The following is a 26,923-nucleotide window of genomic DNA, read 5'->3' on the forward strand; positions in this document are numbered from 1 at the left end:
TCCTCTTTTTTCCCTTTTAAATTGCTGTTTAAAACTGATCATATGCGTTATTCCCCTTGTATCGATTGTCTGGTTATCATGAATTGTTTTCTGTTTGTTTGTTCAATTTTTAGGTCGAGTATCTTTTGCAGACCTGTCAGCAAGTTTTTCAGATCAGGGTTTTGAATCCTGCCTGTTATTTTCTGATTGAGCAGCTTGGTGTCCTCCACATTTAGAATAATGCCATAGGTAGCTTCAATGGAATTGATTATGTCACGAAGCGAAGTGTCATTAAACTCCATTTCCCCATCGAGCCAAGCCGTAAACATTCCCACGTCTACTTTTTGCATTACGATATCCGGTGATGATTGGGCCAGGATTGCACGTTCACCGGGTACCATAATCTTTTCATCGACAGCCTGTTTTAGCGTGTCTTTCAGCGACACACCCACACTTCCTTCCTCAAGAACTACGCTGGTCTTCTGGAAACGGGTATTAACGTTAAATTTGGTACCCAGCACCTGAACATCTCCTTCCGGCGTGTGCACAATAAATTCTCTTTTTTGTCCACCGGGATCGTGGGTAATATTGAAGTAACCTTCTCCTTCCAGCCAAACCTCGACGCGATCGCTGTTAAACTGCTCTAGCTGGTATCGCAGTGATGATTTGGCGTTCAACCTTATATTCGAGCCGTCACTGAATTTGAGTGAACTTGTCTCCCCATATCCAACTTCAATCGTTGTAAACAACGGTTCAGTCTTTTCTACAGGGGAATTGACCGGATAGTACAGGTATAACACACTAATCACGGACAGAAGCAGTGTGATCGCTGCGGCAACCGCCAAGCGGTATCCTCCCAGGCTGCGTTTGGGCTTTTTGTTTGGAAGTGGCGTTACATCTTTTTCATTCTCTGCCTCAGCCTCGTCAATACGCTGGTTTAGACTGTCCAGCTGCATCTCAAGATCATCAGCAGCATCCATTTCCAGCGGAACCTGGTAAAACATCTCCGCTTTTGTTTTGAGCTCTCGGTGAGCCGGATCTTCCTTTTCCCAGGAATCCCACCGCTGCTGCTCCCGGGTACTTGCCGTACCTTTTATCCAGCGTACAAAGGACTCATCACTTATCAATTCGGCTAATTGTTGATCTGATTTAGACAAGAGTGTTCGGTTTGTGACTGTTTATTGTTAATTCCACCCTTATAAAGGGAGTCACACACTAGATCTCCACTGGATTTTTTTATTTTTTCCTACAAATCCTATCGAAGAGTAAAAAAATGGCTCTTGTGTACCAGAAAAGGAGATTTTTAAACAGGGAAAATTATAGAAGGGAATACATGATTAGCTAAAAAAGGGGAACTTAACCGGTAAGAGAGATACTTAGCTTCTCCTGTAGCGCGGAAATTGCACGATAGATATAGTTATACACGCTCTCTTTTTTAACGCCCATTACTTCACTGATTTCGTCATTGGTAAGCCCGTTATAAAACTTTAGGAACGCTGCTTCCTTTTGGCTCTCATTCAACGATTCGAACGCCTCTCGTAAATTTGCTTTTTTTTCGTGGCGAATCTCTTCAATAATGAGTCGCTGTTCTGGAGTAATTTCTCGATCTTTTTGTTCTTCTGAATACCTGGCGTCCCGTTGCTGTCTGACTTTCTGCATATCAGCCTGCTTGAAAAGCGTTCGGCGAAAAGAGGTATAAAGATAGGAGCTTACATATTCGATATCGGAAAGTCGGCCTCTTTTATCCCAAATTGTAAAAAAGAGTTCCTGGATGCTGTCCTTTACCAGTTCTTCTCTCGGTATGAGGCGCAACCCGTAGTTTAACAACGGCTTATAATATTTTCTGAACAACAAAGAAAGCGCCTCACGATCGTCGTTGAGCAGACGCTTCCATAGATTTATATCCTCTAAGAAATTTTCTTCCTGCATCGTAATCTGCTGTAATCCCTGAGTTATTAATCCAAGTCCCAACTATTTACTAAACTGCGACAAAAAACAAGGAAATAGAAGTAATGAGTTATAGAGATAGTGTAATACCGAACTACTGAAATCCAACTTTTTGTGATTCCCTACTCTATGCACTCAGTACCCAAGAGCATCAAATTCCTTCCCCTTATGTTATCGATAACAGCAAATTAGAGACAATTTAGAAAAAATCAAGATATGTGTTCATACTACACTTTTCGTGTTCTATGACCAATAAAAGCCTATTTCAATGGCATTAAAATACGTAGGGGAAAAACAAACCAGACAGGAATACCGGAATACTGTGCGAACAAAAAAGCCCGGGACTTCAATCCCGGGCTCTATATAAAAACAGATATATTTCTACTTCAACTTATGCAAGCTGGGCTTCAAGCTGCTTTTTAAGCTGTGATTTCGGTACAGCGCCAACAATCTGATCCACCACTTCGCCATCTTTAAAAATAAGCAGCGAAGGAATGCTGCGAATGCCGTACTTCGTAGAAATTTCAGGATTTTCATCAACATTGACCTTGCCGATCTTGGCTTTACCTTCATATTCTCCAGCCATCTCTTCAACTACGGGTCCTATCATTTTACAGGGACCACACCACTCGGCCCAAAAGTCAACCAATACCGGTTTTTCTGAATTCAGTACATCTTCTTGGAACGAATCATCTGTAAATTTTTCTGCTTTACTCATAATGTGTTTGTCATATTCGATTTTAGTTTTCGTTCATTCGGTAATTCAAACGCAAATATGCGGCATAAAATTCTAAATTGCTTATCGTTTCTCGTTATAGAGTAGATTACAAAAACTTATCTTACCAGAATAAGGTTACAGGTTGAAAGTTGATTGTTACAGGTTAAAAAGTTCCACTAACCTTAAGCTTGTAACCTTTAACCTTCAATATTCAACCTTAAACGACCTATGAAGCTCCGTTCGTCTTCTTAAGAGCAACTGCATCTTCCCCAATTAAACTTTTGAGTTCATTCAAAAGCTCTTCAGTGGGGTCAATAACGAACTTTCTGGAATGCATTGCAAATGGCCGCTTGGCCTCCCGGCTCATCACGTTAAACTGAATATTGGTTTCCCCCTGGTTTTCGGTAAAAAGATGAGCCATCTGCTGCAGTTCTTCCTCGGTAACACTCGATGTATCAATATCCAGCTGCAGTTCTATCTTATCCTGGTATTTCTCGCGCATGCTTTCAATACGTTCCAATGAGTTTGCAATAATTTTTGTCGGTCCGTTGCGGGTGTCGATATGTCCATCCACCACCACAAGCGTATCAACCTGGATCATTCCCAGGTGACTGTCATATACATCATTAAACGTGATCACTTCGATGGTACCATACAGGTCCTCCATCTGTACAAAAGCAAACGGACGGCCCCGCTTGTCAGTGACTCGCTTTACCTGCGTAATGATGCCAGCAACCCGAACTTCGGTCCGGTCGTTCAGCTTTTCAAGCTCAGCCGGGGCCAGGGTGTGGGAGCAAAATATCTCAATATCCCCCTTGAACTTGTTAAGCGGATGGCCGCTAAGATAAAAGCCGATGAGCTCGCGCTCTTTATTCAGTCGTTCAATGTTGGACCACGGCTGTATCTCCTCCATCTTGGGTTCCTCGATCACCGAGGCCGATCCGCCGCCATCCCCGAAAAGGTCCGACTGGTTTGAGTCCTCCAGCTCCTGCATCCGGTGGGCATAGGATACGATGGTATCCAGGTTTTCAATTATGAGCCGCCTGTTGGGGTTGAAGCAGTCAAACGCCCCGGCCTGGGCCAAGCTCTCCAGCGTCCGCTTGTTACAAACACGCAGGTCCATCCGCTTGGTAAAATCAAAAATAGATTCAAACTTGCCGTTCGACTTCCGCTCTTTTACCAACTCTTCCACGGCGTTGGAGCCAACACCCTTGATCGCTTCCATGCCATACTGGATATGACCGTCGAGCGCCACAAACTTCCCGGCCCCGTTGTTGACGTTCGGGGGATCGACCCGGATCCCCATTTTATAGCATTCCTCGATAAACTTCGAGACTTTGTCGATGTCACCCATGTTGTGGCTGAGCACCGCCGCCATGTACTCGGCAGGATAGTTCGCCTTGAAATAGGCCGTCTGGTAGGCCACCACCGAGTAGGCCGCCGAGTGCGACTTGTTAAAGCCGTAGTTGGCAAACTCGGCCATCATATCGAAGATCTCCTTGGCCTTTTTCTTCTCGATCCCGTTGTCAATGGCCCGGCTGACAAAGATCTCCTCCTGCTCCTCCATCACCTTCTTTTTCTTCTTACCCATGGCTCGACGCAGCAGGTCAGCGTCGCCGAGCGAGTAGTTGGCCATCTTCTGGGCGGCCTTCATAATCTGCTCCTGGTAGATCATAATACCGTAGGTCGGCTCCAGAATATCCTTGAGGTCGGGATGCGGATATTCGACCTCCGTGCGTCCGTGCTTCCGGTCGATATACTCTGGAATAAACTGCATGGGACCCGGTCGGTAGAGTGCGTTCATGGCGATCAGGTCGTCCAGGGAGGTCGGCTTCAGCTGCTTGAGATACTTGCGCATCCCGTCCGACTCAAACTGAAAAGTCCCGATGGTCTGTCCCTTCTGATAGAGCTCAAATGTTTTTTCATCATCATACGGGATCTCATCCAGATCGTACTTCTTCCCATAATTTTCCTCTACATACTTGATCGATGTTTTGAGGATAGAGAGCGTTTTCAGCCCGAGAAAATCCATTTTCAGCAGGCCACAATCCTCTGCCCACGGGCCGTCGTACTGGGTGATCAATTCCTTCTCTTTGGAAAGTGCCACCGGAACATATTCGCTGATCTCACCGGGAGCAATAATTACCCCCGCCGCGTGGATACCGGTCTGCCGCGCCGAACCCTCCAGCGTGCGGGCATAGCGCATCATCTTGGCGATCTGCGGATCAGAGTGCTCGAAAAGCTGTTTCAGCTCCTGCGCTGACTCCGAATTTTTGCTTGGGTCTAGCACTTTATCAAACGTGTTGAGTCCCGGCTTGTCAGGAAACATCTTGGAGATCTGGTTGACCTCCTGCAGCGGCACGCCGAGCACGCGACCCACATCGCGAATCGCCGTTTTTGCCTTCATGGTGCCGTAGGTCACAATCTGGGCTACATTCTCCCGACCGTATTTTTCCACAACGTAGTCGATCACTTCCTGGCGGCCGGAGTCATCGAAGTCGATATCGATATCAGGAGGACTCACACGCTCGGGATTCAGAAACCGCTCGAACAGCAGGTCATACTTCATCGGATCAATGTTGATAATCCCGAGGCAATAAGCCACCACCGAACCGGCGGCCGAGCCACGTCCGGGTCCCACGAAAACCCCGCGCTCCCGGGCCTCCGAGGTGAAGTCCTGCACAATCAGGAAGTAGCCGGCAAAGTCCATGTCCCTGATAATGCCTAGCTCCTGGTCAATCCGCTCTGAGACACTTTGCGTAATCTCGCCGTACCGCTTCTTAGCTCCTTTGTAGGTCAGCTCCCTGAGATAGGCGTCCATCGAATCAAATTCATCGGGAATGCCGTAGTGCGGCAACAGTAGCTCCGAGCTTAGCTCCAGGTTGTCAACCTTCTCGACAATCTCGTTGGTGTTGTCGATCGCCTCCGGCACGTCATTGAACAACTCCTGCATCTCCTGAGGCGTCTTCATGTAATACTCAGGATTCAGGTTGTTGTGGTCATCAGTAAACCGGAAACGGTTGGGATCGTCGATGTCCGCATTGGTCTGCAGGGCCAGTAAAACATCGTGAGCTTCAGAATCTTCCTTATTAATATAGTGGGAGTCGTTTGTGGCGATCATCTTTACATTGAACTCCCGGGCCCACTTCTTCAACACCTCGTTGCAGCGGCCCTGGTCCTCGAGTCCGTGGCGCTGGAGTTCCACGTAATAGTCATCACCAAACAGATCCAGGTACCACTCAAAAATTCGTTTGGCTTCTTCTTCAGTCTCGTTAATTATTTTCTGGTTGATCTCGCTGGCGATACAGCAGGTGGTAGCGATCAGTCCCTCGGCGTGTTCGGCCAACGTTTCCTTGTCGATCCGGGGTTTGTAATACAATCCGTCGACATACCCGAGAGAACAGAGCTTCATCAAATTTTTGTAGCCGGTCATATTCTTGGCCAGCAGCACCTGGTGGTAGCGGGTGCGATCCTTGCGATCGTCCATTCCCGAGGGCGTAATATAGAATTCACACCCGATAATCGGCTTTACGCCCTGTTTTTGGGCCTCATTCACAAATTCCGGAACCCCAAACATATTCCCGTGATCGGTGATGGCCGCCGCAGGCATACCTGTATTTTTGGCCTTCTTAATCATGTTGCTGATGCTTGCCGCACCATCCAACATACTGAATTGGGTATGCGAGTGAAGGTGTGAGAAATCCATCTGGGATGAAACTTTTTTGTTATCTGTGATTACGAAATATTACCATGCATTACTGAGAGTGCCGGATCTAATTTACGGGCTATCGACCCACAAAAAACCTTTAGTTATAATACAATTCGTATCGCTCAAAATTAAGATGATCCTCAAAAAATTAATGGCGCTTCAAAGAGTATCCACTCCAACTAACAAAACTCTTTACATATGTTAACGTCTGTTCTATATAAAAACCTGCGCTGTAGGATGCAGGAGTAGATGGAGTAGCATCAAAAGCAGCGGAGGAGAGACAGGATTAGAGGATATACAGAATGGTAATGTTTATGTAAGAAGGAATCGAAAATCCTTTAATCCTGTCCACCCTGATTCCAATGAGTGAACTGTGAAATAGATGATCTTACATACAAGATAACCGCCCATCACCAAACCTCCTCGCGATAACAGTCCCTATTTGGAGTAATTCTTACATCGAACAGCTATCTTGATTTTCTTAAATTCTGCTGCAGCTATTGCTTGTAATAAAATTCAGAAAGGTTTGTAAAGTCCTAACCTTCTTGATAATCAACTTTTTCCGATCACTTGAATGAAAAGCCTGCGGTCCCGTTTCCTGTTGTCGTGGTTTAAAAGCACAATCTGCTGCCAGGTACCCAGCACTAATTTCCCGTTGTGTAAAGGAACGGTAATTCCAGGTCCCATCATAGTAGCCCGCATATGAGAAAAGCCGTTGTCATCACCCCATGTTTCCCCGTGGCGTGTTTTTTGATCATGCGGGGCGAACTCCTCCAGCTTGTCTTTCATATCCTGCACCAGGGCCGGTTCGAATTCTATTGTTGAGATCGAGGCAGTGGAACCAATAGGAAAAATGTGCACGATTCCCTCGTTGAAGCCGGATTCTTTGGCAATCGTTGATACCCGACTGGTCACGTTTTTTATCTCTGAGAATCCTTCAGAATTGATTGCAATTTCTTCGCTGTAGATATCCATTTAAGTTTAAAGTGATTAAGTTTTAAGGAGATATATATTTTGAAATAAACGCAAAGAGTATTTTAGCAACAGTACCCATTTGCCTTTTATGTGTAGAGGGAGCGTTCATGTAGAGAAGGAACAAGAGTGGGTCAAACTAATGTGTAAATGAGGGTACTTACCCTTAAACTACCCCTCTTTCTTCACTCGCTTCTTTTCCAAAATACTACTTACAAACTCATCGATCGCCCGAATATAGGCCTCACCGGTATCCAAAAAACCACTCCCATGATCCCCCTGCATCTCAAAAAAGTGCTTGGGTTCACCGGCCATTTCAAAAAGTCGCTGGCCATGTTTGAAAGGAATAAGGTCATCTTCGGTGCTGTGGGCCACTAGTAGCGGCACATCAATTTTTTGGATTCGATCTTTATTGGGGAAGTCATATTTAATCAGGCTTCGGGCGGGAAATATGGAATATAGATCTGCGGCGAGGTCAGGAGCTGACGTGAACGTGGATTCCAGGATCACTCCGGCCGGAGTAACCTGAGTTGCCAACCAGGCCGTAACCGCGCCACCCAGGGAACGCCCCATTAGTATAACATGAGCGGCATCTGTATTTTTCGTTTCGGTCAGATAAAGCCACGCCGCCATCGCATCACGATAGGTTCCCTCCTCCGACGGTGCCCCATCGCTTTGCCCATAACCGCGATAGTCATAAATGAATATATTTAACCCCAAATTATGCAGTATCTCCAGTGTTTCCAGACGACCGGAAATATTGCCAGCATTCCCATGTTGAAAAAGCACCGTCCCGCGGGCATTATCATGTGGTACATACCAGCCGTGCAAATTTACTCCATCTTCGCTGGTAAAGTTAACATCCTCATATTTCAATCCTACTACATCGGGCTTGTAGGGCAGTTCTGAAACCGGGTGAAATATCAGGTTAGCCTGGAATAAATAAAGCAACACAACGATCAGGATATAGCCAGCAACAAGTGCGGCCACAGTCCATAAAAGGCTAGATAGCATTTTCATGCCCTGTTTTCGGTTAATCTTCTGCTAGTCGAAAGTGTTCCAACGGGGTATGCTCCGCACCTTCCGAAGTTAGCTTGCTCTCATACAATATAAAATCGTTTACGGGAATATCCGGTATCCGCAGCTTTTTGTGCTGGTTAAAAAATGCATTCACTTCTCTTTTCGATATACCGTTTACCCGGCCAAGTGTAATGTGAGGTGTATACGAGCGCGTATCCGGTTCAAAGCCCACTGTTCGGCAGGCCTGTTCTACTGCCTCCTGAAGCTCCATAAGGGCACTATTTTCCTTGATACCGGCCCATATTATTTTGGGTTGGAGTCTTGGCGGGAAATACCCCAGGCCCTTGATAGTCATATCAAATGCAGGTTCTTTTACTGTTGAAAGTGCTTCTTTCAGCTGCTTCCTGGTAGATGTTTCGCTCACATCTCCGATAAACCGCAGGGTAAGATGCATGGTGTCGGGGCTCGTCCAGCGAACTTCCAAACTGGAATCCTGCAACGCTTCCAGCTGCAGCCTGGCATGCCCCGGTATGTCGATAGCTATAAATAAACGCACAGAGATAGATGAATGATCCCGTAATTCGTAATGCGTTTCTGGTCTTACTCATCACGCATTAAGGTTCAATTATGAAGCACCATTTTGTGTGCTTCATTTTTTTCAACGTGAAACAGTATTTCGCGCTATAGTTGATCACTGATACACTCAAAATTGTTCACTGCTAATAAGTAACTTTAAACGTACTGTACTGCTCTTTGGGCGGTTCCCATTCAATATCTACATTTGAAACACTGCTTGATCTCGGGCCCTGTTTTACAAGATCGATCATGGTTTGAACCTGGTTTTCTTCGCCTTCAAAGACCGCCTCTACCCGGCCGTCCGCCAGGTTTTTCACCCAGCCTTCTATGCCGTGTTGCAGTGCATTTGTTTTAGTAAAATGACGAAATCCAACGCCTTGAACCCGTCCTTCTATAAAAACATGTGCTCTCTTCATTGAAAACTTTCTTCTTTTATAATTACTTAACTAACAATAAGTTACTGAACAGGGAAATCGTTCAAAAAATGGATTCCCCAACTAATACAGAAAGTTAGTATACTCTTTTTCATACAGAGATTCTTAATCTTAGCATTGTTTTTAAATGACTTTAACCCAGCTATCATACATCGTTGCCGTAGATCGCTATCGGCATTTTGCCACCGCCGCTGAAAAAAGCTATGTGACCCAGCCAACACTGAGCATGCAGATTCACAAACTGGAGGAAGAGCTTGGCGTAACTATTTTTGACCGCTCCAAGTCTCCTGTTGTGCCGACAGAGATAGGAGAGCGGATTATTGAACAGGCCAAAGAAATGCTTAAGCAGTCCAAGCATATTGAAGACCTGGCACTGATCAATGATGAGGAACTAAAAGGTGAATTTCGCATCGGGATTATTCCAACGATCGCGCCGTATTTGTTGCCTCTGTTTTTGAAAAGTTTTACAGACAAGTATCCTAAGGTGAAGCTTGTTTTCGAAGAGATGATGACAAACGAACTGCTGGAACTCCTGGAACAGGACCAGTTGGATGTGGGCATTATTGCGACCCCCACCGAACAGAGTTTTATCCACGAAGTTGAGCTCTATTATGAGCCATTTGTGGGCTATGTATCCGGGAACCATCCTCTCTCAAAAAAGAAGATGTTGCATATTGAGGACCTTGACGCCAGCAACCTCTGGCTGCTGAATGAAGGCCACTGCTTCAGAGACCAGACCATCAAGCTGTGCAAGAAACACCGTCGCGAGGCCTCCAAAGACCTCAACATTGAATTTGAGAGTGGCAACCTGGAAACACTCAAGCAGTTGGTAGAGCAGGATTTTGGCATGACCCTGCTTCCCTACCTGGCAATCAATCAAATTGACCAGCAGTGCGCCAAGGCTTACCTGCGATACTTTGAAGAACCGATTCCCCGCCGAGAAGTGCGCTTGGCCTACAGCCGTGAATTCCTTAAAAACAATATTATTGAGGCATTCGCTGAAGAGATACGAGAATGCGTGCCGGAAGAGCTCAAGAAAGTGGACAAGAGTTTAGTCGTGGAATAAAAGATGGACGTTGATAGTTGAAAGCCGTTCGTGAGCTGAAAGCTCGCGGTTCACTTCCAATTTCCAGCGTCCAGCTTCCAGCTTCCATCTTCCGCCTTTTTACTTCCTCACAGAATCCCTACCTTTGGTGTTTATTTTTCAAATCAACCTGAAGGAATCTGAACGGTGGAACATAGTTTAACGCTCTGGGTCATTTTCAATGCGTTCATCATTGCGATGCTGCTGATTGACCTCTTCGTTTTTCACGGGAAAGAGCATGAAGAGAGCATTAAAGAAGCACTGATCTGGACCGGGGTCTGGATCACCCTAGCGCTTGTATTCGGGGTGGGCGTCTATTACTATATGGGCTCAGCCACTGCCCTCGATTATTATACCGGCTACCTGATTGAAAAGTCACTTAGCGTAGATAATATCTTCGTCTTCCTGCTGGTATTTACCTATTTCCAGGTACCGGCAGAATACCAGCACAAAGTACTATTCTGGGGTATCTTCGGGGCGCTGGTCATGCGTTTTCTGTTCATCTTTATCGGTGTAGCCCTGCTGGAGCAATTTCACTGGATTATTTACGTATTTGGTGGTTTCCTTGTGTATACGGGTATTAAGCTGGCACTGGAAAAGGACAAAGAGGTCCATCCCGAAAAGAACCCTGTACTGCTTTTGGTCCGCCGTTTTATACCCACCGTGAAAACGTATTACGGCTCCAACTTCTTCGTGAAAAAGATGGGACGAAGAGTGGCCACACCGATGTTCGTTGTGCTTATCGTGATAGAAACGACTGATGTCGTTTTTGCGCTTGATTCCATCCCCGCAATCCTGGCAATTACCCGCGATGAATTCATCGTATACAGCTCCAACGCCTTCGCCATTCTTGGTCTAAGAGCCCTCTACTTTGCATTAGCGGGTATTATGAAGCTGTTCCACTACCTGCACTACGGGCTCTCACTTATCCTGATTTTCGTCGGCATCAAAATGCTGACGGCTGAGTTTTACCACATCCCAACACCATGGGCACTCGGAGTTATAGCTTTCACGCTGACAGCCTCGATTGTAGCTTCAATCATGTTCCCCAAGAAAGAGGATGATGACTTGCCGGTTGAAGAAATACCTGTTGACGAATGACACTTGAAGCGTTCTCCATAAAATGGTTTACGATCTATTATACCGTTTTCGGCCTGCTATCACTTTTGGCGGGCGGATGGCTGTTGCTGGCCCCGTCGCAATTTAAATCTTACCTGGTCCAAGAAGCTGAGAACGAAGCCCCACCACAGCTCCTTCGCACCATACTTAAATACTGGTTTCTGTTTACACTACCCTGCCTGGTACTCTCCTTTTTCCCTTTTTCCTGGAGCGAACTTCTTTTCTCTGCTTGGAGTTTGTTGATGGTGTACACAATAGGAGCACAACTGGTGCGCTGGCCAAACCTTCGGATAATTATTCAACAACATCCGGACGTCCTTTCCAGGTATGTCCGTTTGACAGGTGTCATACTGTTGTCAGCAGCGGTTGTTATTCTCCTGTTGGCATATTTAAAGATACTAGCAATTACTCGCGTAGTATGATATGACGTATAATGAGTAATGCGTAACGAGTGATGAGTAAAGAGAACAAAATTGAGGTTTTGTTTCCTGGTTTAACTATCAAGGTTTGATTTATTTTTGATACTCCTTGCTTGTTACTCATTACGCATGAATATGCCACGGTTTAAAACACGAAGTATAGTATGCAAATAACAAAAGCCGGCTACCACGGAATATTACTCCCGGATCTCAATATCGGCTTCGATTTTAGCACATCGAAGGCAGATCATATTTTTATCTCCCACGCGCATTCCGATCATATGCCGCGGAATCGCAAGGAGTCAGTTTACTGCACTCCCAACACATACAAACTGATGAAAAAGCGGGGATATTCTGGTGATGCTACTACCCTGAATTTTGGTGAACCGGTAGAAACAGACCGTGCTCGTATCACGTTCTATCCCGCGGGACATATCCTGGGTTCTGCGATGACATTTGTGGAAAGTGATCTTGGCAATGTGCTCTACACCGGCGATTATCGCACTCCGCCCTCTCCTGCTACCGAGGGATTTGAGCTCCCCGAAAATGTCGATTATTTCATTACGGAAGCGACCTTCAGTCTACCGGTGTATCGATGGGCCTCGTTAGAAGAGCTGACGCACGAGATTCAAACTTTTGCCCGGGAAACACTGGAGGAGGGGTATACCCCTGTCTTCCTGGCATACAACCTCGGCAAAGCGCAGGAGGTCATGCATATGCTGGCGCCACTTGATCACCTGATCCAGATCCACGGTGCTGGATTCAAACTCTGTTCGGTGTACGAGGAGGCGGGCATTGACCTGGGTCGATATGAGACCTATGACCGCGACACCTGTGAAGGAAAAATCCTGGTTACTACGACGTCAGCCATCAACAATGGGTTCGCCTCAAACGTTAAAAAGAAACGGCTGGCCTACTGTTCGGGATGGGCCGCGCGGGAGTCGAGCCGCACGCAGCTTACCGTGGACAAGCTGATTCCGCTGTCCGACCACCTGGATTTTTTTGAGCTGATCAATCTTTGCAAGCAACTAGACCCCAAAGAGGTCTACATCACCCACACGCCAAACGCCAGCGTGGTTCGGCATTATTTGGATAACATGGATATCGATTCCGTTTTCCTGAACCTCGAAGCAGAAACCGATGATTAATATAGAACGCTGATGACGCGGATCATGCAGATCCTCACCGATTAAATCTGTGGTTATCTGCTGAATCCGTGTAATCTGAGTCCAATTTTATAAGAATAATGAATAACTCATTTCAACAACTGGCCGAAACAGCGCAACAGATTGCGGAGACACGCAGCACAAATTCCAAAATTGCGATCTGTGTAACGTACTTCCGCTCTCTTGAAGATGAAGACGACCTGAGCCTGGCTGCCCAGTTTTTGGGAGAAGGTGCCTTCTCCTCCATCTCTGGCAAACGGGCCTCGGTGGGCAGTCGCACCTACTCAACCTGTGCGTCCGATTTTTGCGAAATTGACTACGAGAAGGTATTCAAACCCTGTCGCACCGCTCTTGGCAGCTCCTCGGAAGCGATTGAAAAGCTGATGCAAAACATAGAAGAAGCCAGGGTAAAACGATCGCCGGCCGAGCTCTCTCTGCAGCAGGTCAAAGAGAGCTATGAGGAGCTCTACCGTGTCTCGTCACGTGAGGATAAGCAAAAAAATCTCCGCGACACCTGGACTCAGATGACGCCAGTCGAGATCAAGTATTACATCCGCATTATGAGCCAGGGTTCATTACGGATCGGCTTTGAAATTCGAAGCGTAGTGTCAGCCATTGCCGAAGCGTTTGATAAAAAAGTGGAGGATGTGCGATACGCCCACATGATTACCGGCAGCGTAGGACGCACGGCGGTGCTCAGCAGAAACAACAGCCTGGACGAGGCCAACTTCAAGCTGTTCCACCCGCTCTCGTTCATGCTGGCCTCCCCGATTGAGAGTCGCGCCGTAGACAGCCTGGAAGGATATATCGCTGAAGAAAAATTTGACGGCATGCGTAGCCAGATGCATGTCAGCGGTCAAAAAGTAGAACTCTATTCCCGGGACCTGAACCATATTACGTACTCATTCCCGGAGATTGTCCAATTTTTTGCCAGCCGCGGCCTGCCGGATATTGTGCTCGATGGAGAAATTTGCGTCTTCAAAGAGAATGAGATTCTTCCATTCCAACTCCTGCAAAAACGGATGGGACGCAAGAAACCCGGCAAAAAGGTGATGGAAAAGTATCCCGTACTCTTCATCTCATATGACCTGCTATATCTCAGGAATAATCCTGTTTTTGATTTGACCCTGCGTGAACGTCGCGGTCATCTAAAGGAACTATCGGAAACGTATGAATTTCCCATCACCAACCAGTTTGAGGTTAATGGCCACAAGCACGTGGATGAACTGTTTGAGCGGGCGCTTGCACATGGCAACGAGGGCCTGATGCTGAAGAAAAAGGAGAGTACTTACGAATACGGTCAACGGCGTAAATCCTGGCTCAAGGTCAAGAAACCGGGTGGCACACTCGATACGGTGTTGATGTATGCCCACGCCGGTAGCGGCAAGCGAGGCGGCTATTATTCAGACTTTACGCTTGGCATTAGTGTGAAAGAGGATGAGCGCTACGAAGAAGAATTTATCCCTATCGGTAAAGCATATGGCGGCTATACGGATGAGGAGATGAAGCGGCTGAACGAACGCATAAAGGACTTGACTGTTGAAAAGTATGGGCCAACGCTGGGACTGATCCCTGAAATTGTAGTGGAGCTGGAGTTTGATGATATCCAGGTTAACAAACGCACCAAGGCCAACTACACACTCCGGCTACCGCGCTTTAAGGCGATTCGGTGGGATTTGAGTCCCAGGGATGTGGATACGCTCAGAGATGTGGAGCGAATGTATCAGCAGAAAATCGAACGCGACCGGCTGAAGCAGGCAGAGAACCCCTCTTTCCATTTCAGTGGACAGTGAACAGTGTGTCAGTTTCAACAGTTTGTCAGATAACAGAGGCTGTTTATTCTGTGGTCCACATCAAGAATGACTTTTGAATAATGCGTAACACGTGATGCGTAACTATGATGCTTTCAACAATCATCCTGTCCTTACGCATTATGCATCACTCATCAACTCATCACCTACTTTATTCTTTTAAAAAACAAAAAGGATGGCTATCCTGAAATGACATGTCTATCGTTTTTTGAAATTCCTCAAATTAATCTTTCTTACTTTAAATGAGTACCTGGACGCTAAAATCCACGCCGCCGCACGACTGGTTTTTGTGCCTGGACATTGAACAGTATTTCGATCACGAGCACGACCCGGAGACCATTTTTGAAGAGGGCTTTACTCGCCCCATCCCGGTAGGAGACCGTGACGTGATTGTGACCACCTTTTTCAACGGCGACGTGGAGCAGCCTGAGTTTCACTGCGAGAGCCCTGAAACGCTGGACAAACGGGAGATTGAGCTGGCCAACAAAAGCCTGGCACGTATCTTTGGTACCGATCTCGATCTGCGTCCCTTGTATGAGAAGGCAGAAAACGATCCTGTATTGGGACCGAAACTTACTGAACTTTATGGGCTCAAGCGGATGGCCCGCGCCAATCTTTTTGAAGATGCGGTTAACAGAATTATTGAGATGCGCCTCTCCCACAAACCCACGGCCAAGCGGATGGTGCACGATGTCCGCGAGAAATACGGCACGACGCTGGTCCACAACGGCAAAAACATTCCGGCCTGGCCGCGGCCTCACCAGCTGATAAAAGCCAATCCTATGAGCATTCGCAAGCTGGGGCCCACCAAGCGGAAAGGTGAATTCATCATCGGCATGGCGGAGGATATCCTGGCCGGGGAGCTGGACCTCGAGTTTTTGGAGACTTGTGATCCCCAAACGTTTTATGATACGATCAAAGACGTTCGCGGCATTGGTCCCACATCGGCCCAGCAGCTTATGCTGTTCCGTAACCAAACAGCTGCGGCCTTCCCCAGCAACAAGAAGTCGGGTGAAGAGAAAGGGCTGCGCAAATGGATTATAATGAGCTATGGCGGCGACCCCGACACCATTACAGAAGATGATTTCAAGGAGATGATCACAAACTGGGAAGGCTATGAGGCCAGTGCACTGGAGTTTATGTTTGTGAACTGGGTGCTCAGCGAAAAGGAGAAGAAGCGGAAGCGTGATGTGTAGTCAAATACAGAGATATAAACCCCTCTGGTAGTGGTGAAGTTTTTCTAACACAAATTCCAATGTAGTTTTATAACCTTAGGGTTTATTTACTAGTTTTGAAGTAAACAGGGAGTAAAAAATGGCTGACAGGACCATTCTTTTGGACAAACAAATCGACACCTTTCACCGGCAGGGCTTCCTTGCTATTGAGCAGCTGACCACCACAGGAGAGGTCTCCAGGATTCGCGATATCTTCGACAAACTTTTTAATGAGCAGGCAGGTCGGGATGATGGCGATCAGTTCGATTTGCTGGGAACCGGCGACGATGAAAAACCTGAATCGCTGCCTCAAATAATGTATCCTGCCAAATACGCTCCCGAATTAAATGACACCCTTTTGCGCCAAAATACTTCCATTGCTTTAAGCCAGCTTTTTGGTCAGCAAGTCGAGGCGTCATTTTTTCATGCCATTAACAAACCGGCGAACCACGGCGCCGAGACTCCCTGGCACCAGGATGCCGCCTACTGGAATCCGGCCCAAAAACACAACAAGATAAGTGTATGGGTGCCTCTTCAAGATGTCACGGTTGAAAATGGGTGCATGCAGTTTATTCCCAACAGCCACAACTTGGATATTCTCCCACACCGGAATATCAACGATGATCCTCGTGTGCATGGGCTCGAACTTATACCTGAAGAACAGGATAAAATCAAGGAACAAGCTGTACCCTGCCCTTTGCCTGCGGGTGGAGCCACTTTCCATAACGGATACACTCTCCACTATGCGGGTCCGAACCAGACTGCTAATCCCCGCCGTGCCATTATATTGGAAGCGGAACTTCCTCCCGTTGACAGAAAAAAGCCGTTACAATTTCCCTGGCTGGACAAAAGAGAACAGGCACGGAAACAGCAGTAGAAACACTGTTAATCGCTTTAAATGTCCTCTCGAATTGAAAATCCCCCGCGTCTTTAACTCCTGTCCAACAAAGCTTAATGTAACACAATGGTAGTCACCAGGGGCATATGATCAGAATATCCTACATTCAGCACCTGTACTTCAGCAACCTTAACCTGTTCAAGTGATCGTTTTGACAGGAAAAGGTAGTCAATTCGTCGTGATGGGTTTTTATACGAATAGGTCGGATCGGCTGACTTTGAACGCTTGGCAAGATCAGTCCAATAATTCTGTAGCACCCTGTAGGGTTCCGAACCGGGTACAAAGTTCAGGTCCCCGGCAAGAATAAGGGGTTGGGCGGATTCCCTGAAAACCTCATTGATTTTCTGAACCTGCGCCAATCTGTTCTCGGCAAATTGGTGACAAAGATGAGTCCCGGCAAATAGCAACGTATTTTCCTTAGAAACCTTCGTTTGGGCAACAAGCATTGCTCTTTTTTCTCCTCCTTTTGGAATCGGGAGCATGACCTTCTGAATATTAACAGGGCTTCGAGACAGGATCCCCTCCCCGTATCCTCCCCCATCAAAATCGATAGCCTTGCCAAAATAACCCTGCATCCCGGTCATCTCCGCCAATTCATGGATCAGGTTCTGAGGTACTCCGTAATTTAACGACGCCGAGCGTCCGGTCAGGCTGTCGACTTCCTGCAGAGCCACCAGATCCGGCTTTACCTTTTGAATCAAAGATGCGATTTCCTCCAGGTTGCTTCTTCCGGGCTGCCGGGGATCTTCACCGTGGTAAATATTGTAGGTCATTACTCGGAGTGTATCCTGTGCATTGGCAATACTATTTATCACCATCACCAATAAAAAAGCCAAGAGAACTCGAATTGCACCTATAAAAATTGAAGAGATCTTCATATCCCAATTTTTCCTTTTCATAAAAAGAAACAAAATGAAATTTATAATTACGAAATAAAGATTTTCGGATATTATTTGTATAATAAAATAACGAACTGAAAGAGATAGTGGATTGACTGAAATAGTTTGACTTTTGCAAACTCTTCATGGTTCTATTACAGCCGAAGGATGAAGGGTATCGACAGGGTGGAATTTTACTATTCAAAAACCATTAAACCTATGTCCGGGACTTCACTTTGAGGGGGATATTCATTCCATGGAACAAAAATCCATTATTACTCAAACTGCTTTACTACTGGTACTTATATCCAGCCTCCTCCCGGTAATATTATACGGACAAAAAGGGATCGATTCTGTGCATCACGTTAAGAAGACTGTGGACTTTTCAATCGACGGTCAGGGAACCGCAACGAACTGGGGAAAAACTGAGTGGCTGGATATCGTGCCCCAAAATAGCAAAACCCAGGATGGGAGGCTGGATACCCAGGCCAAAGTCCTTTACTCCGAAACCGGCATCTACTTTCTTTTCCGGTGTAAAGATCAAGTGCTGACGGCAACGATGGATGCCGACTTTGAAAGCCTGTGGAATGAGGATGTGGTCGAAGTCTTTCTCTGGCCGGATGAACGTAGTCCGGTCTATTTTGAATATGAACTTTCACCCCTGAATTATGAGCTCATATTACTGATCTCCAACAGGGAGGACAATTTCGCCTCATGGCGTCCTTTCAACTATCAGGGAGACCGCCGGACCCGTCACATGACAGCGGTTGAGGACGGAGAAAAGCAAAGTAGAGCTGACATTTCAGCCTGGACCGCCGAGTTTTTTATCCCGTTCAAACTCCTGCATCCACTCAACAATGCCAAGCCCGAACCGGGTACAAAGTGGAGAGCCAACCTCTACCGTATCGATTACGACAGTGGGCAAACCCTTTTGGCCTGGCAACCGATCGAAAAAAGTTTCCACGAGTACCAAAGGTTCGGAACGTTTCTTTTTGAATAGTACAGCTATCCATACCAACACAAATGTTACTCCTATGGGAACATACCTGATGAAACATCACGTTTTCTGGCTTCTCGTACTTCTATTGAATGGTTTTATTATGCAGTCCGGCCGCGCCCAGGATGCGACAATCCGTGAATCCCGTGAATCCATTAAAACCTACCCGTTTGGTGATCCTAACCCTGTTCCCACTGTCGCCCAAAACAAGGAGCATATCTATCCCTACTTCACCTTTGACCAGTATAGTCTGACCGGCCAGAGCCAGCAGTGGAAGGTCATACGCCTTGAAAATGATTTTATAGAGGTATCGGTACTGCCGGAAGTGGGCGGAAAAATTTGGGGTGCAAAAGAAAAGGCTACCGGCCATGAATTTATTTATCAAAACGAGGTGCTGAAATTTCGAAATATTGCCCTGCGGGGTCCCTGGACCTCAGGAGGCATCGAGTTTAATTTTGGAGTCATCGGGCACACTCCAGCGACAGCCACACCGGTTGACTATGTTATCCAGGAAAATAAAGACGGCAGTGTAACCTGTATCATTGGGGCTCTTGACCTTCCCTCCAGGACGGAGTGGCGGGTGGCCATCACCCTGCCGAAAGACAAGGCCTATTTTGAAACAGAAAGCCTGTGGTACAATCCCACGCCACTGGATCAATCCTACTACGTGTGGATGAATGCAGCCGTTGAAGCAGGACAGGACTTACAGTTCTTTTTCCCGGGCACTCATTACATCGGGCACGGCGGGGATGCACACTCCTGGCCCATCAATCCGGACGGAGTGGATCTCTCCTATTATAAAAATAATGACTTCGGTCCTAGTAAATCATACCACGTGCTGGGAAAGAAAACAGAATATTTTGGAGGATACTGGCATGACAAGGCTTTCGGTTTCGGGCACTGGGCGTCCTATCATGACATGCCCGGCAAAAAGCTTTGGATCTGGTCGCTGTCTCGATCAGGCGGCATCTGGGAAGGCCTGCTTACCGATACCGACGGCCAATACGTTGAGGTACAGTCGGGCCGCTTGTATAACCAGGCAAGTTCGGGAAGCAGTAACACACCTTTTGACCAGGTTGGGTTTCAACCCGCGGCGACTGACAACTGGAAAGAACTGTGGTTCCCCGTTAAAGATATTGACGGAATATCCACAGCCTCTCCCCATGCGGTCTTGCACCTGGAAAAGGCGAATGAAGAGGCAGAAATCAGCATGATGGCGCTACAGGCGATTGAAGACGAACTCGAAATCCTGTTGGATGGAAAGCCGTTCTATCAAGAGTCTTTGTCGCTCGACCCCATGGAACGGTACAAAAAAAAGCTTTCCATCCTGGGAAATGATCAAACCATGAAAGTAGTACTGGGCAACAACAAGCTGGTTTATGTAGATTCGGCCTCCCACCTCGATATGAATCGTCTCGTTACTACTGACTTTGAAAAGCAGCAGGAAACCAGTGCAAACAATTTCTATCAGGACGCACGCAACCAGGTTAACAAGCGAGAATACAACAACGCCCTGGAAAGCTATCAAAAAGCCCTGAACGAGGATCCCAACTATCCCGCTGCACACGTGGGACTTGCCAACCTGTACTTTCTCCGAGGTGAATACCAGGTCGCCCTGGAACACGCTGACCGAGCCCTCTCCTTTGATACCTACGATCCGAATGCCAATTATATTTACGGAGTCATTCAAACACGTATCGGCAATCATACCAAGGCCCTGGCGGCACTCGGGTGGGCTGCTCGGTCGTCAACATATCGCACGGCAGCCTACGCAGCCATGGCCGAAGTCTACCTGAAGGAATCGAATTATGAGCGTTCAATTGAATATGCCAACAACGCCCTGGATTTTAACCGAAAAAATATCAACGCACTAAAAATACTTGCCAGCGCATCCAGGTTACAAGGCCATGAAAAAAAGGCCCGGGAGACCCTGAACACACTGCTGAGGATCGATCCCCTTAATCATTTTGCCCGTTTTGAACAATATCTGCTTGAATCGTCCGAGGAGAACCTGGAAGCATTTACCGCGATGATAAGAAACGAGCTTCCGCACGAGACCTTCCTTGAACTGGCCGTTCACTATGCAAATATCGGTCTTATTGACGAAGCTCTTGGGGTACTGGAACATGCACCGGCCCACCCTACCGTCCACTACTGGCAGGCTTACCTTCAACGGGATGGTGGGAATGCACAACGATTACTGGATAAAGCGATAACCACTTCTCCCGAGCTTGTCTTTCCGTTTCGTTCGGAAACCATCCCGGTATTAAAATGGGCCGAGAACCAGAAGAGCAATTGGAAAAACAGCTACTACCTGGGACTCATCTACTGGCACAAAGGACGCCTGCAGGAAGCAGCCCGGCTTTTCGACGAGCTTTCAGATACCCCGGATTATGCCCCGTTCTATCTAACCCGCGGTGACCTCCGTAAGGAACTGGACTATTCACAACATGAAATACTGGCTGACTACCGCAAAGCATACCAATTGGACAAGCAGGAATGGCGAACATGGCATACTCTTGCCCAATTTTATTTGGACACAGGTGATTTGAAACAGGCACTACAAATTACCGGGGAAGCCAATCAGAAGTTCCCGGGCAGCGATGCAGTTGAGATGACCCACGCCCGGTCATTACTGTACAACGCCATGTATAAAGAGACGCTCGATCATCTTACTGACATTCAGATCCTGCCTTTTGAAGGGGCAAGCCTGGGGCACGTTCTATTCGAGCAAACCAACCTGTTGCTGGCCCTTGAGATGATACAACAGCAACATTTTAAACAGGCCCAAGACTACATTGAAAATTCGCGGAACTGGCCCGAGCACTTGGGCGTGGGCAAGCCATACAACCCGGATAACCGCCTGCAGGACTATCTTGCAGCCTATATCCATGCTCAGAACGGAGACAAAAGCAGGGCTGAAAAACTGCTGACATCTGTGATCGACTATACCCAATCCCATCGAAATTCCTGGCGGCCCAATCTCCTTATTTCAGCTCTTGCATACAAAAAGCTGGGACGGCGGAAAGAAGCGAGCGAACTAATTGAGGACTGGAAAGAAGCACAACCGAGTAATCCCATAGCTGAATGGTCATACAACTACTTTAACGGGGCCAAAGAAGCAGATTCCTCTGAATTGGAAGACTTGGAGATGAATACTCCTTTCAAATTGTTGGTAGAGGCTATTGAAGTAACCGGAGATTATGTTGCGACTGAAGAGTAAGTTATTTTGAATCGTTTTACTTCTTCAAATCTGGCTATGCTAGGAGTCTGTCGGGCTTAGGGAATTGTAGCGAGAATCAACCAATTTGAGTCAGATTTTGAGGTCTTTTGAGGCGAATAGTGGGGCTATTTAACGAAAAAGAGCTCGAAATCTGGCCAAATTAGGATGGTTCGCAGTAGATTAGGCTAAGTCCGACAGACTCCTAGTCTATGTTTTAACTATGCATTCAGTATGTTACTAACTAACGCGTTTAGGGATTTAAACGTAATGGCAAAAATAGATATATCCCTCTGTGTCATCCCGGACCTCCGACAGCTGTCGGAGAACTCGCAAGACTATCTAGCGTTGATCACTTGTTGGCCTATACCAAAGTCATCAACCTCACGAGATCCTGAAAGAGAAACTGAATCAAGTTCAGCACAGTGGTTCAGGATGACACAGAGGCGTATTCCAACCGCTAAACGCGTTAACTAAATATCGGTCATTATATCTCTTAGAGCATGAAACCATCTATTCCCGGGAAATTCTCTTTACTATTTCGCCCTCTCTGTTTTTTCCTGCTGCTTGGCGCGGTTGGCGTGCTGTTTCAGGCATGCCAATCGGAAACCGGCGATACACTTTTTGAGCGAGTTCCGTCAAGCAAAACCAATATTGCATTCTCTAATGACCTAACCTTCAATGACTCATTCAACATCTATACCAACAACAATTTTTATTCCGGCGGTGGTGTAGGGTTGGGTGACTTCAACAATGATGGACTGGTGGACATCTACATGTCAGCCAACCAGAAGCAAAACAAGCTATACCTGAATAAAGGGGGTTTTCAGTTTGAGGATATTACGGAATCCGCAGGCGTCGGGGGAAGTCGCCCCTGGTCCACCGGCGTAAGTGTAGCGGACGTGAACGGGGACGGCTGGCTCGATATCTATGTCTGCAATACGGGGACGTTCAACAACGGGGACCGCAGAAATGAGCTCTTCATAAATAACGGGGACCTTACCTTTACTGACAAAGCCCGGGACTACGGGCTTGCAGGAGACAGCTATTCCATTCATGCCAACTTCTTCGACTACGACAACGACGGTGACCTTGATATGTACCTGGTCAACTACACGTTTCGTTCAGTGGGAAGCTTCAACTTGCGGAATAATCAACGTAATCAAACAGATCCCCGCTCCGGTGATCGACTGTACCGGAACGAACTGGTATCTGACATGTCAAAAACTGGGCAGCCTAACGCTTTTAGTGATGTAACTTCGGAGGCGGGGATATACAGCAGTGAAATCGGAATGGGCCTCGGGGCTTCCGTCGGGGATGTGAACAGGGATGGCTGGATGGATATCTATGTATCGAATGACTTTTTTGAACGCGACTACCTGTACCTGAATCAGCAGGATGGAACGTTCAGTGAGGTATTGGAGCAGAAGATGACCAGCATCAGCACCACCTCGATGGGCGGTGATATCGGTGACCTAAACGACGACGGCTACCCCGAGATATTTGTAACCGACATGCTCCCCAAAACGGAACAGCGCCTGAAAACCATCACGAATTACGCCGACTGGGAGCAATACCAATTTGAGCTGCAGCATGACTACTACCGCCAGTTTACACGCAATACCCTGCAGTTGAATAACGGCAACGGCACGTTCAGCGAGATAGGGCGATACGCCGGGGTGGAGGCGACAGATTGGAGCTGGGGAGCACTCATAGCAGACTTCAACATGGATGGACGAAGAGACATATTCGTACCCAATGGTATCTACAAGGATATGACCGACCAGGATCACATGATCCGGGTCTCCCGCCCCGAAGTGAAAAGAACGCTCATTAAAAACAACCGCCTGGATTATGATAAACTGATCGGGATGATCCCCTCCAATCCCGTTCCAAATTACCTGTTTGAAAATAGCGGCTCAATGCAGTTTACCAATCGCGCCGGGGAATGGGGCCTTGACGAACCCAGCTTTTCAAATGGTGCGGCCTATGGCGATCTCGACAACGACGGCGACCTGGACCTGGTGGTTAACAACGTCAACATGGAGTCATTTATCTACCGTAACCGAACGCGTGAGAAGCATCCCAAACGCAGATGGCTGGAGATCGAGCTTGAAGGTACATCCCCCAATACATATGGCGTTGGTGCCCAAGTGGCCATCAGTTATGGAGGAAGCCGTAGGATCGCAGAGCAGGTCCCGGTCCGCGGCTATCAGTCGACCATGGACCACCGATTGAGCTTTGCTGTCGATACGCTTCAGCAGGTCGATACCCTCCTCGTGCGTTGGCCCGACGGCAGAATAAATCGACAGCTGGGGATCGAAACCAACCAACTCATTACCGTCAGCCAGTCCAATGCCCGGCAAGACACAAGCCTGAAACAGGCATGGCAACGACTGTCACTTCCCGCAAATACCTCGTCACCGGTACTGGAAGAGGCGAGAAAATCTTTGGGAATAGACTGGAGTCACACTGAAAATACCTACGTGGATTTCACTGACCAATACCTGCTGTTCCACACGCATTCGAGCGAGGGACCGCCCCTCTGCAGCGGTGACATAAATGGAGACGGGCTGGACGACTTCTACGTCGGCGGAGCCAAAAACCAAGCAGGAGCCCTGTTCCTACAAACGAGTACGGGAAACTTTGCCTCTTCCGGCCAGCAGGTTTTTGGAACTCACAAAGAAAGCGAAGATACCGATTGCGTAATCTTTGACGCCGATGGCGATGGATTAAACGATCTCTATGTGGCAAGCGGGGGCAGCGACTTCGACCGGGGATCGCCGGATCTTGTGGATCGATTGTACCTAAACGATGGTAATGAGAAGCTTAAAGCTGCACCTCAATCATTTTCTTCACTGGGCAGTAACTTCCACAAACCGACCGGCGCGGTCGCTCCCGGTGATTATGATGAGGATGGAGATCTCGACCTGTTTGTAGGGTTCAGAATGCAACCGGGTGCCTACGGTCTCCCCGCGGGGGGATACCTGCTCGAAAACAACGGGGAAGGAGCGTTCCGGAATGTGACCGAAGAACAGATTCCCTATGTAGCAAACAAAGGGCTGATTACAGATGCGAAGTGGGGCGACATTGATGGTGACGATAATATTGATCTTATGCTCACCGGGGATTGGATGCCCATTGAGCTTTTCCTCAACCACAATGGAAATTTTGCCAGGGTAACCGAAGGTGCCGGGCTGGATTCTACAGCAGGATGGTGGAACACCCTGGAACTGGCGGATCTTGACGGGGATGGCGACCTCGACTGGATAGGCGGCAACCACGGGCTAAACTCCCGTTTCAAGGCTTCAGCAGAGCAACCTGTTGAGATGTGGATCAATGATTTCGACCGTAATGGCAGTGTTGAGCAGATCATCACGACCTATAATGACGGTGACAGCTACCCGATGGCTCTCCGGCACGACCTGTTGCAGCAGATCCCGATGCTCTCATCCCGTATTACCAGTTTTCATTCTTATGCCGAGACGAAGGTCCGGGAATTCTTAAAGGAAAATGAGCTGCAGGATGCTCACCATCTCCAGGCAACGATGCTGGCAAGCAGTGTCGGCTGGAATGACGGTACCGGCCATTTTGAGGTCCAGCCGCTCCCGATGGAGACCCAGTTCTCCCTGGTCTTTGGAATTCTTGCCCGCGACCTTGATGACGATGACCGCACGGACATCCTGCTTGGGGGTAACCTGGACTGGGTAAAACCACAGGCGGGGCCCTACGACGCAAGCCACGGCATCTTGTTACGTCAGGATCATATAGGTCACTTTCGGGCCCTTTCATCACAGCAGAGCGGCGTCTCTATTTCAGGCGAAATCAGAGCAATCAAAGCGATACGCCTCGGCAGTGAAAGTCTCATTCTAGTTGCCAGAAACAACGATTCTTTGAAAATACTCAGGCAATAAATAGGGCTTCCTCAAAAAATAACGATAGCCTTTTCCCCTTGCAGAGGTGTTCCTTTTTGAATGAACAAAAACGAACCCAAAAAATCACCGGCGGGGATTTCTTCGCCTGTCCCGACAGCTGTACGGGATAAAAAGAAACCCAGATATTTACGCGGGAAGTCCTCCCGGTAAATAACGGTTTTCCACGCTCCTGGCCATTCCCGAAACCTGCTGCAGGGTTTCTTTCTTCACGCCTTCGCTACGTTTGCCCCCGGCGGCTCACAAATCCGCAGGCCCGAAGAGATTAAATCCTATTTCAGTGGCAGTGCCCCCCAAGTCCAGAAAATCCCTGCTATATATGCCTGAGAGGCAACTACTGTGGGAAAGCCCCTTTTTTGTAAAGACCGAAGAGGTGAATATCTGGGATTTTTGGAGGAACTAGCAGAAAATAGTGCATTTGAATCACCCATTTAATCTTGTAAAATGACTTAGCATCCGTCTGAGGATGCCCTAAATACACTGATTAAAAGGTAGAAATCTCTGGCACTCCGGGTAGAGAAGGAACTACCTCTCATTACAATACCTGCCGCATAGAAAGTTCTATCCATATAATAATTGATTCATTGTACTGAGTATCATGGAATAACGTTAGGTCTTGATACAACCACAGGGGATGCTCCATGTTCTTTAGCGAAATCAAAAAGTAGCTGCCCCCCTCAAAACAACTGAGTATTTTAAGATACTCTTCTATCCTGCATTAAACCGGAAGCTACTTTGGGCACACTTTTTAACTTTTCATCAATCCGGTGCAGGTTCTTTGGACTCATTAAGATTAAATATTTAGCGGGTTTAGCGGTTAAAGTAGCTTT

19 protein-coding genes are annotated in these 26,923 nt (G+C 47.4%); 10 read left to right on the plus strand and 9 right to left on the minus strand.

Features of this window, described 5'->3' with window-relative positions:
* Window positions 1-47 precede the first annotated feature (47 nt).
* The 8 genes from NC796_RS16735 to NC796_RS16770 all read right to left on the minus strand — a co-directional run bounded on the left by NC796_RS16735 (window position 48) and on the right by NC796_RS16770 (window position 9,337).
* Entirely contained in the window at window positions 48-1,136 is a 1,089-nt protein-coding gene (locus NC796_RS16735) for a FecR domain-containing protein (protein ID WP_310686026.1), read from the minus strand.
* Window positions 1,137-1,335: 199 nt separating this feature from the next.
* Window positions 1,336-1,908 (minus strand): sigma-70 family RNA polymerase sigma factor, encoded by a 573-nt coding sequence (locus NC796_RS16740; RefSeq protein ID WP_310686027.1) that lies wholly within the window; start codon window positions 1,906-1,908, stop codon window positions 1,336-1,338.
* A 409-nt stretch (window positions 1,909-2,317) separates the two neighbouring features.
* On the minus strand, window positions 2,318-2,644 hold the full coding sequence (gene trxA / locus NC796_RS16745; protein ID WP_310686028.1) for a thioredoxin TrxA: 327 nt from the start codon (window positions 2,642-2,644) through the stop codon (window positions 2,318-2,320).
* A 226-nt stretch (window positions 2,645-2,870) separates the two neighbouring features.
* Window positions 2,871-6,350, minus strand: coding sequence for a DNA polymerase III subunit alpha (gene dnaE / locus NC796_RS16750; RefSeq protein WP_310686029.1), 3,480 nt, complete (start codon window positions 6,348-6,350; stop codon window positions 2,871-2,873).
* A 555-nt stretch (window positions 6,351-6,905) separates the two neighbouring features.
* Complete coding sequence (locus NC796_RS16755; RefSeq protein WP_310686031.1) at window positions 6,906-7,328, minus strand: secondary thiamine-phosphate synthase enzyme YjbQ; 423 nt, start codon at window positions 7,326-7,328, stop codon at window positions 6,906-6,908.
* A gap of 168 nt (window positions 7,329-7,496) precedes the next feature.
* Window positions 7,497-8,345 (minus strand): alpha/beta hydrolase, encoded by an 849-nt coding sequence (locus tag NC796_RS16760; protein WP_310686032.1) that lies wholly within the window; start codon window positions 8,343-8,345, stop codon window positions 7,497-7,499.
* A gap of 13 nt (window positions 8,346-8,358) precedes the next feature.
* Window positions 8,359-8,901, minus strand: a complete 543-nt coding sequence (thpR, locus tag NC796_RS16765) for an RNA 2',3'-cyclic phosphodiesterase (protein WP_310686034.1) — start codon at window positions 8,899-8,901, stop codon at window positions 8,359-8,361.
* 163 nt (window positions 8,902-9,064) lie between these two features.
* Window positions 9,065-9,337, minus strand: coding sequence for an acylphosphatase (locus NC796_RS16770; protein ID WP_310686035.1), 273 nt, complete (start codon window positions 9,335-9,337; stop codon window positions 9,065-9,067).
* Window positions 9,338-9,482: 145 nt separating this feature from the next.
* Here NC796_RS16770 and NC796_RS16775 point away from each other — a divergent pair, with 145 nt between their 5' ends.
* The 7 genes from NC796_RS16775 (at window position 9,483) to NC796_RS16805 (ending at window position 17,045) form a co-directional block, all read left to right on the plus strand.
* Complete coding sequence (locus NC796_RS16775; protein ID WP_310686037.1) at window positions 9,483-10,421, plus strand: hydrogen peroxide-inducible genes activator; 939 nt, start codon at window positions 9,483-9,485, stop codon at window positions 10,419-10,421.
* Between the two features lie 165 nt (window positions 10,422-10,586).
* Window positions 10,587-11,540, plus strand: coding sequence for a TerC family protein (locus NC796_RS16780; RefSeq protein WP_310686038.1), 954 nt, complete (start codon window positions 10,587-10,589; stop codon window positions 11,538-11,540).
* Entirely contained in the window at window positions 11,537-11,980 is a 444-nt protein-coding gene (locus NC796_RS16785) for a hypothetical protein (protein ID WP_310686039.1), read from the plus strand. The genes NC796_RS16780 and NC796_RS16785 overlap by 4 nt, the downstream gene beginning before the upstream one ends.
* Before the next feature lie 161 nt (window positions 11,981-12,141).
* Entirely contained in the window at window positions 12,142-13,125 is a 984-nt protein-coding gene (locus NC796_RS16790) for a hypothetical protein (protein WP_310686041.1), read from the plus strand.
* A gap of 98 nt (window positions 13,126-13,223) precedes the next feature.
* Entirely contained in the window at window positions 13,224-14,936 is a 1,713-nt protein-coding gene (locus tag NC796_RS16795; RefSeq protein WP_310686042.1) for an ATP-dependent DNA ligase, read from the plus strand.
* Window positions 14,937-15,196: 260 nt separating this feature from the next.
* On the plus strand, window positions 15,197-16,150 hold the full coding sequence (locus NC796_RS16800) for a hypothetical protein (protein WP_310686044.1): 954 nt from the start codon (window positions 15,197-15,199) through the stop codon (window positions 16,148-16,150).
* A 118-nt stretch (window positions 16,151-16,268) separates the two neighbouring features.
* On the plus strand, window positions 16,269-17,045 hold the full coding sequence (locus NC796_RS16805) for a phytanoyl-CoA dioxygenase family protein (protein ID WP_310686045.1): 777 nt from the start codon (window positions 16,269-16,271) through the stop codon (window positions 17,043-17,045).
* Between the two features lie 74 nt (window positions 17,046-17,119).
* Here the strand turns inward: NC796_RS16805 and NC796_RS16810 are convergent, their stop codons facing one another.
* Window positions 17,120-17,944 carry an endonuclease/exonuclease/phosphatase family protein gene (locus NC796_RS16810; protein WP_310686047.1) on the minus strand — a complete coding sequence of 275 codons (825 nt, stop codon included), beginning with the start codon at window positions 17,942-17,944 and terminating at the stop codon, window positions 17,120-17,122.
* 256 nt (window positions 17,945-18,200) lie between these two features.
* Here NC796_RS16810 and NC796_RS16815 point away from each other — a divergent pair, with 256 nt between their 5' ends.
* From NC796_RS16815 to NC796_RS16825, 3 genes are all read left to right on the plus strand, one after another.
* Window positions 18,201-18,944, plus strand: a complete 744-nt coding sequence (locus tag NC796_RS16815; RefSeq protein ID WP_310686048.1) for a carbohydrate-binding family 9-like protein — start codon at window positions 18,201-18,203, stop codon at window positions 18,942-18,944.
* Between the two features lie 34 nt (window positions 18,945-18,978).
* Window positions 18,979-22,164: a DUF5107 domain-containing protein gene (locus NC796_RS16820; protein WP_310686050.1), complete on the plus strand. Its 3,186-nt coding sequence runs from the start codon at window positions 18,979-18,981 to the stop codon at window positions 22,162-22,164.
* Between the two features lie 500 nt (window positions 22,165-22,664).
* A complete protein-coding gene (locus tag NC796_RS16825; RefSeq protein ID WP_310686052.1) occupies window positions 22,665-26,075 on the plus strand; it encodes a VCBS repeat-containing protein in 3,411 nt (1,136 codons plus the stop codon).
* Window positions 26,076-26,923: the final 848 nt, after the last annotated feature.

Origin of the sequence: Aliifodinibius sp. S!AR15-10 (assembly GCF_031569985.1) — a bacterium.
GTDB lineage: Bacteria > Bacteroidota > Rhodothermia > Balneolales > Balneolaceae > JAMQKA01.

Coding starts and splice junctions, on each gene's coding strand:
- NC796_RS16740 (WP_310686027.1), bottom strand. CDS start 1,908: ATGCAGGAAGAAAATTTCTTAGAGGATATAAATCTATGGAAGCGTCTG.
- trxA (WP_310686028.1), bottom strand. CDS start 2,644: ATGAGTAAAGCAGAAAAATTTACAGATGATTCGTTCCAAGAAGATGTA.
- dnaE (WP_310686029.1), bottom strand. CDS start 6,350: ATGGATTTCTCACACCTTCACTCGCATACCCAATTCAGTATGTTGGAT.
- NC796_RS16755 (WP_310686031.1), bottom strand. CDS start 7,328: ATGGATATCTACAGCGAAGAAATTGCAATCAATTCTGAAGGATTCTCA.
- NC796_RS16760 (WP_310686032.1), bottom strand. CDS start 8,345: ATGAAAATGCTATCTAGCCTTTTATGGACTGTGGCCGCACTTGTTGCT.
- NC796_RS16770 (WP_310686035.1), bottom strand. CDS start 9,337: ATGAAGAGAGCACATGTTTTTATAGAAGGACGGGTTCAAGGCGTTGGA.
- NC796_RS16775 (WP_310686037.1), top strand. CDS start 9,483: ATGACTTTAACCCAGCTATCATACATCGTTGCCGTAGATCGCTATCGG.
- NC796_RS16785 (WP_310686039.1), top strand. CDS start 11,537: ATGACACTTGAAGCGTTCTCCATAAAATGGTTTACGATCTATTATACC.
- NC796_RS16790 (WP_310686041.1), top strand. CDS start 12,142: ATGCAAATAACAAAAGCCGGCTACCACGGAATATTACTCCCGGATCTC.
- NC796_RS16795 (WP_310686042.1), top strand. CDS start 13,224: ATGAATAACTCATTTCAACAACTGGCCGAAACAGCGCAACAGATTGCG.
- NC796_RS16800 (WP_310686044.1), top strand. CDS start 15,197: ATGAGTACCTGGACGCTAAAATCCACGCCGCCGCACGACTGGTTTTTG.
- NC796_RS16805 (WP_310686045.1), top strand. CDS start 16,269: ATGGCTGACAGGACCATTCTTTTGGACAAACAAATCGACACCTTTCAC.
- NC796_RS16810 (WP_310686047.1), bottom strand. CDS start 17,944: ATGAAGATCTCTTCAATTTTTATAGGTGCAATTCGAGTTCTCTTGGCT.
- NC796_RS16815 (WP_310686048.1), top strand. CDS start 18,201: ATGGAACAAAAATCCATTATTACTCAAACTGCTTTACTACTGGTACTT.
- NC796_RS16820 (WP_310686050.1), top strand. CDS start 18,979: ATGGGAACATACCTGATGAAACATCACGTTTTCTGGCTTCTCGTACTT.
- NC796_RS16825 (WP_310686052.1), top strand. CDS start 22,665: ATGAAACCATCTATTCCCGGGAAATTCTCTTTACTATTTCGCCCTCTC.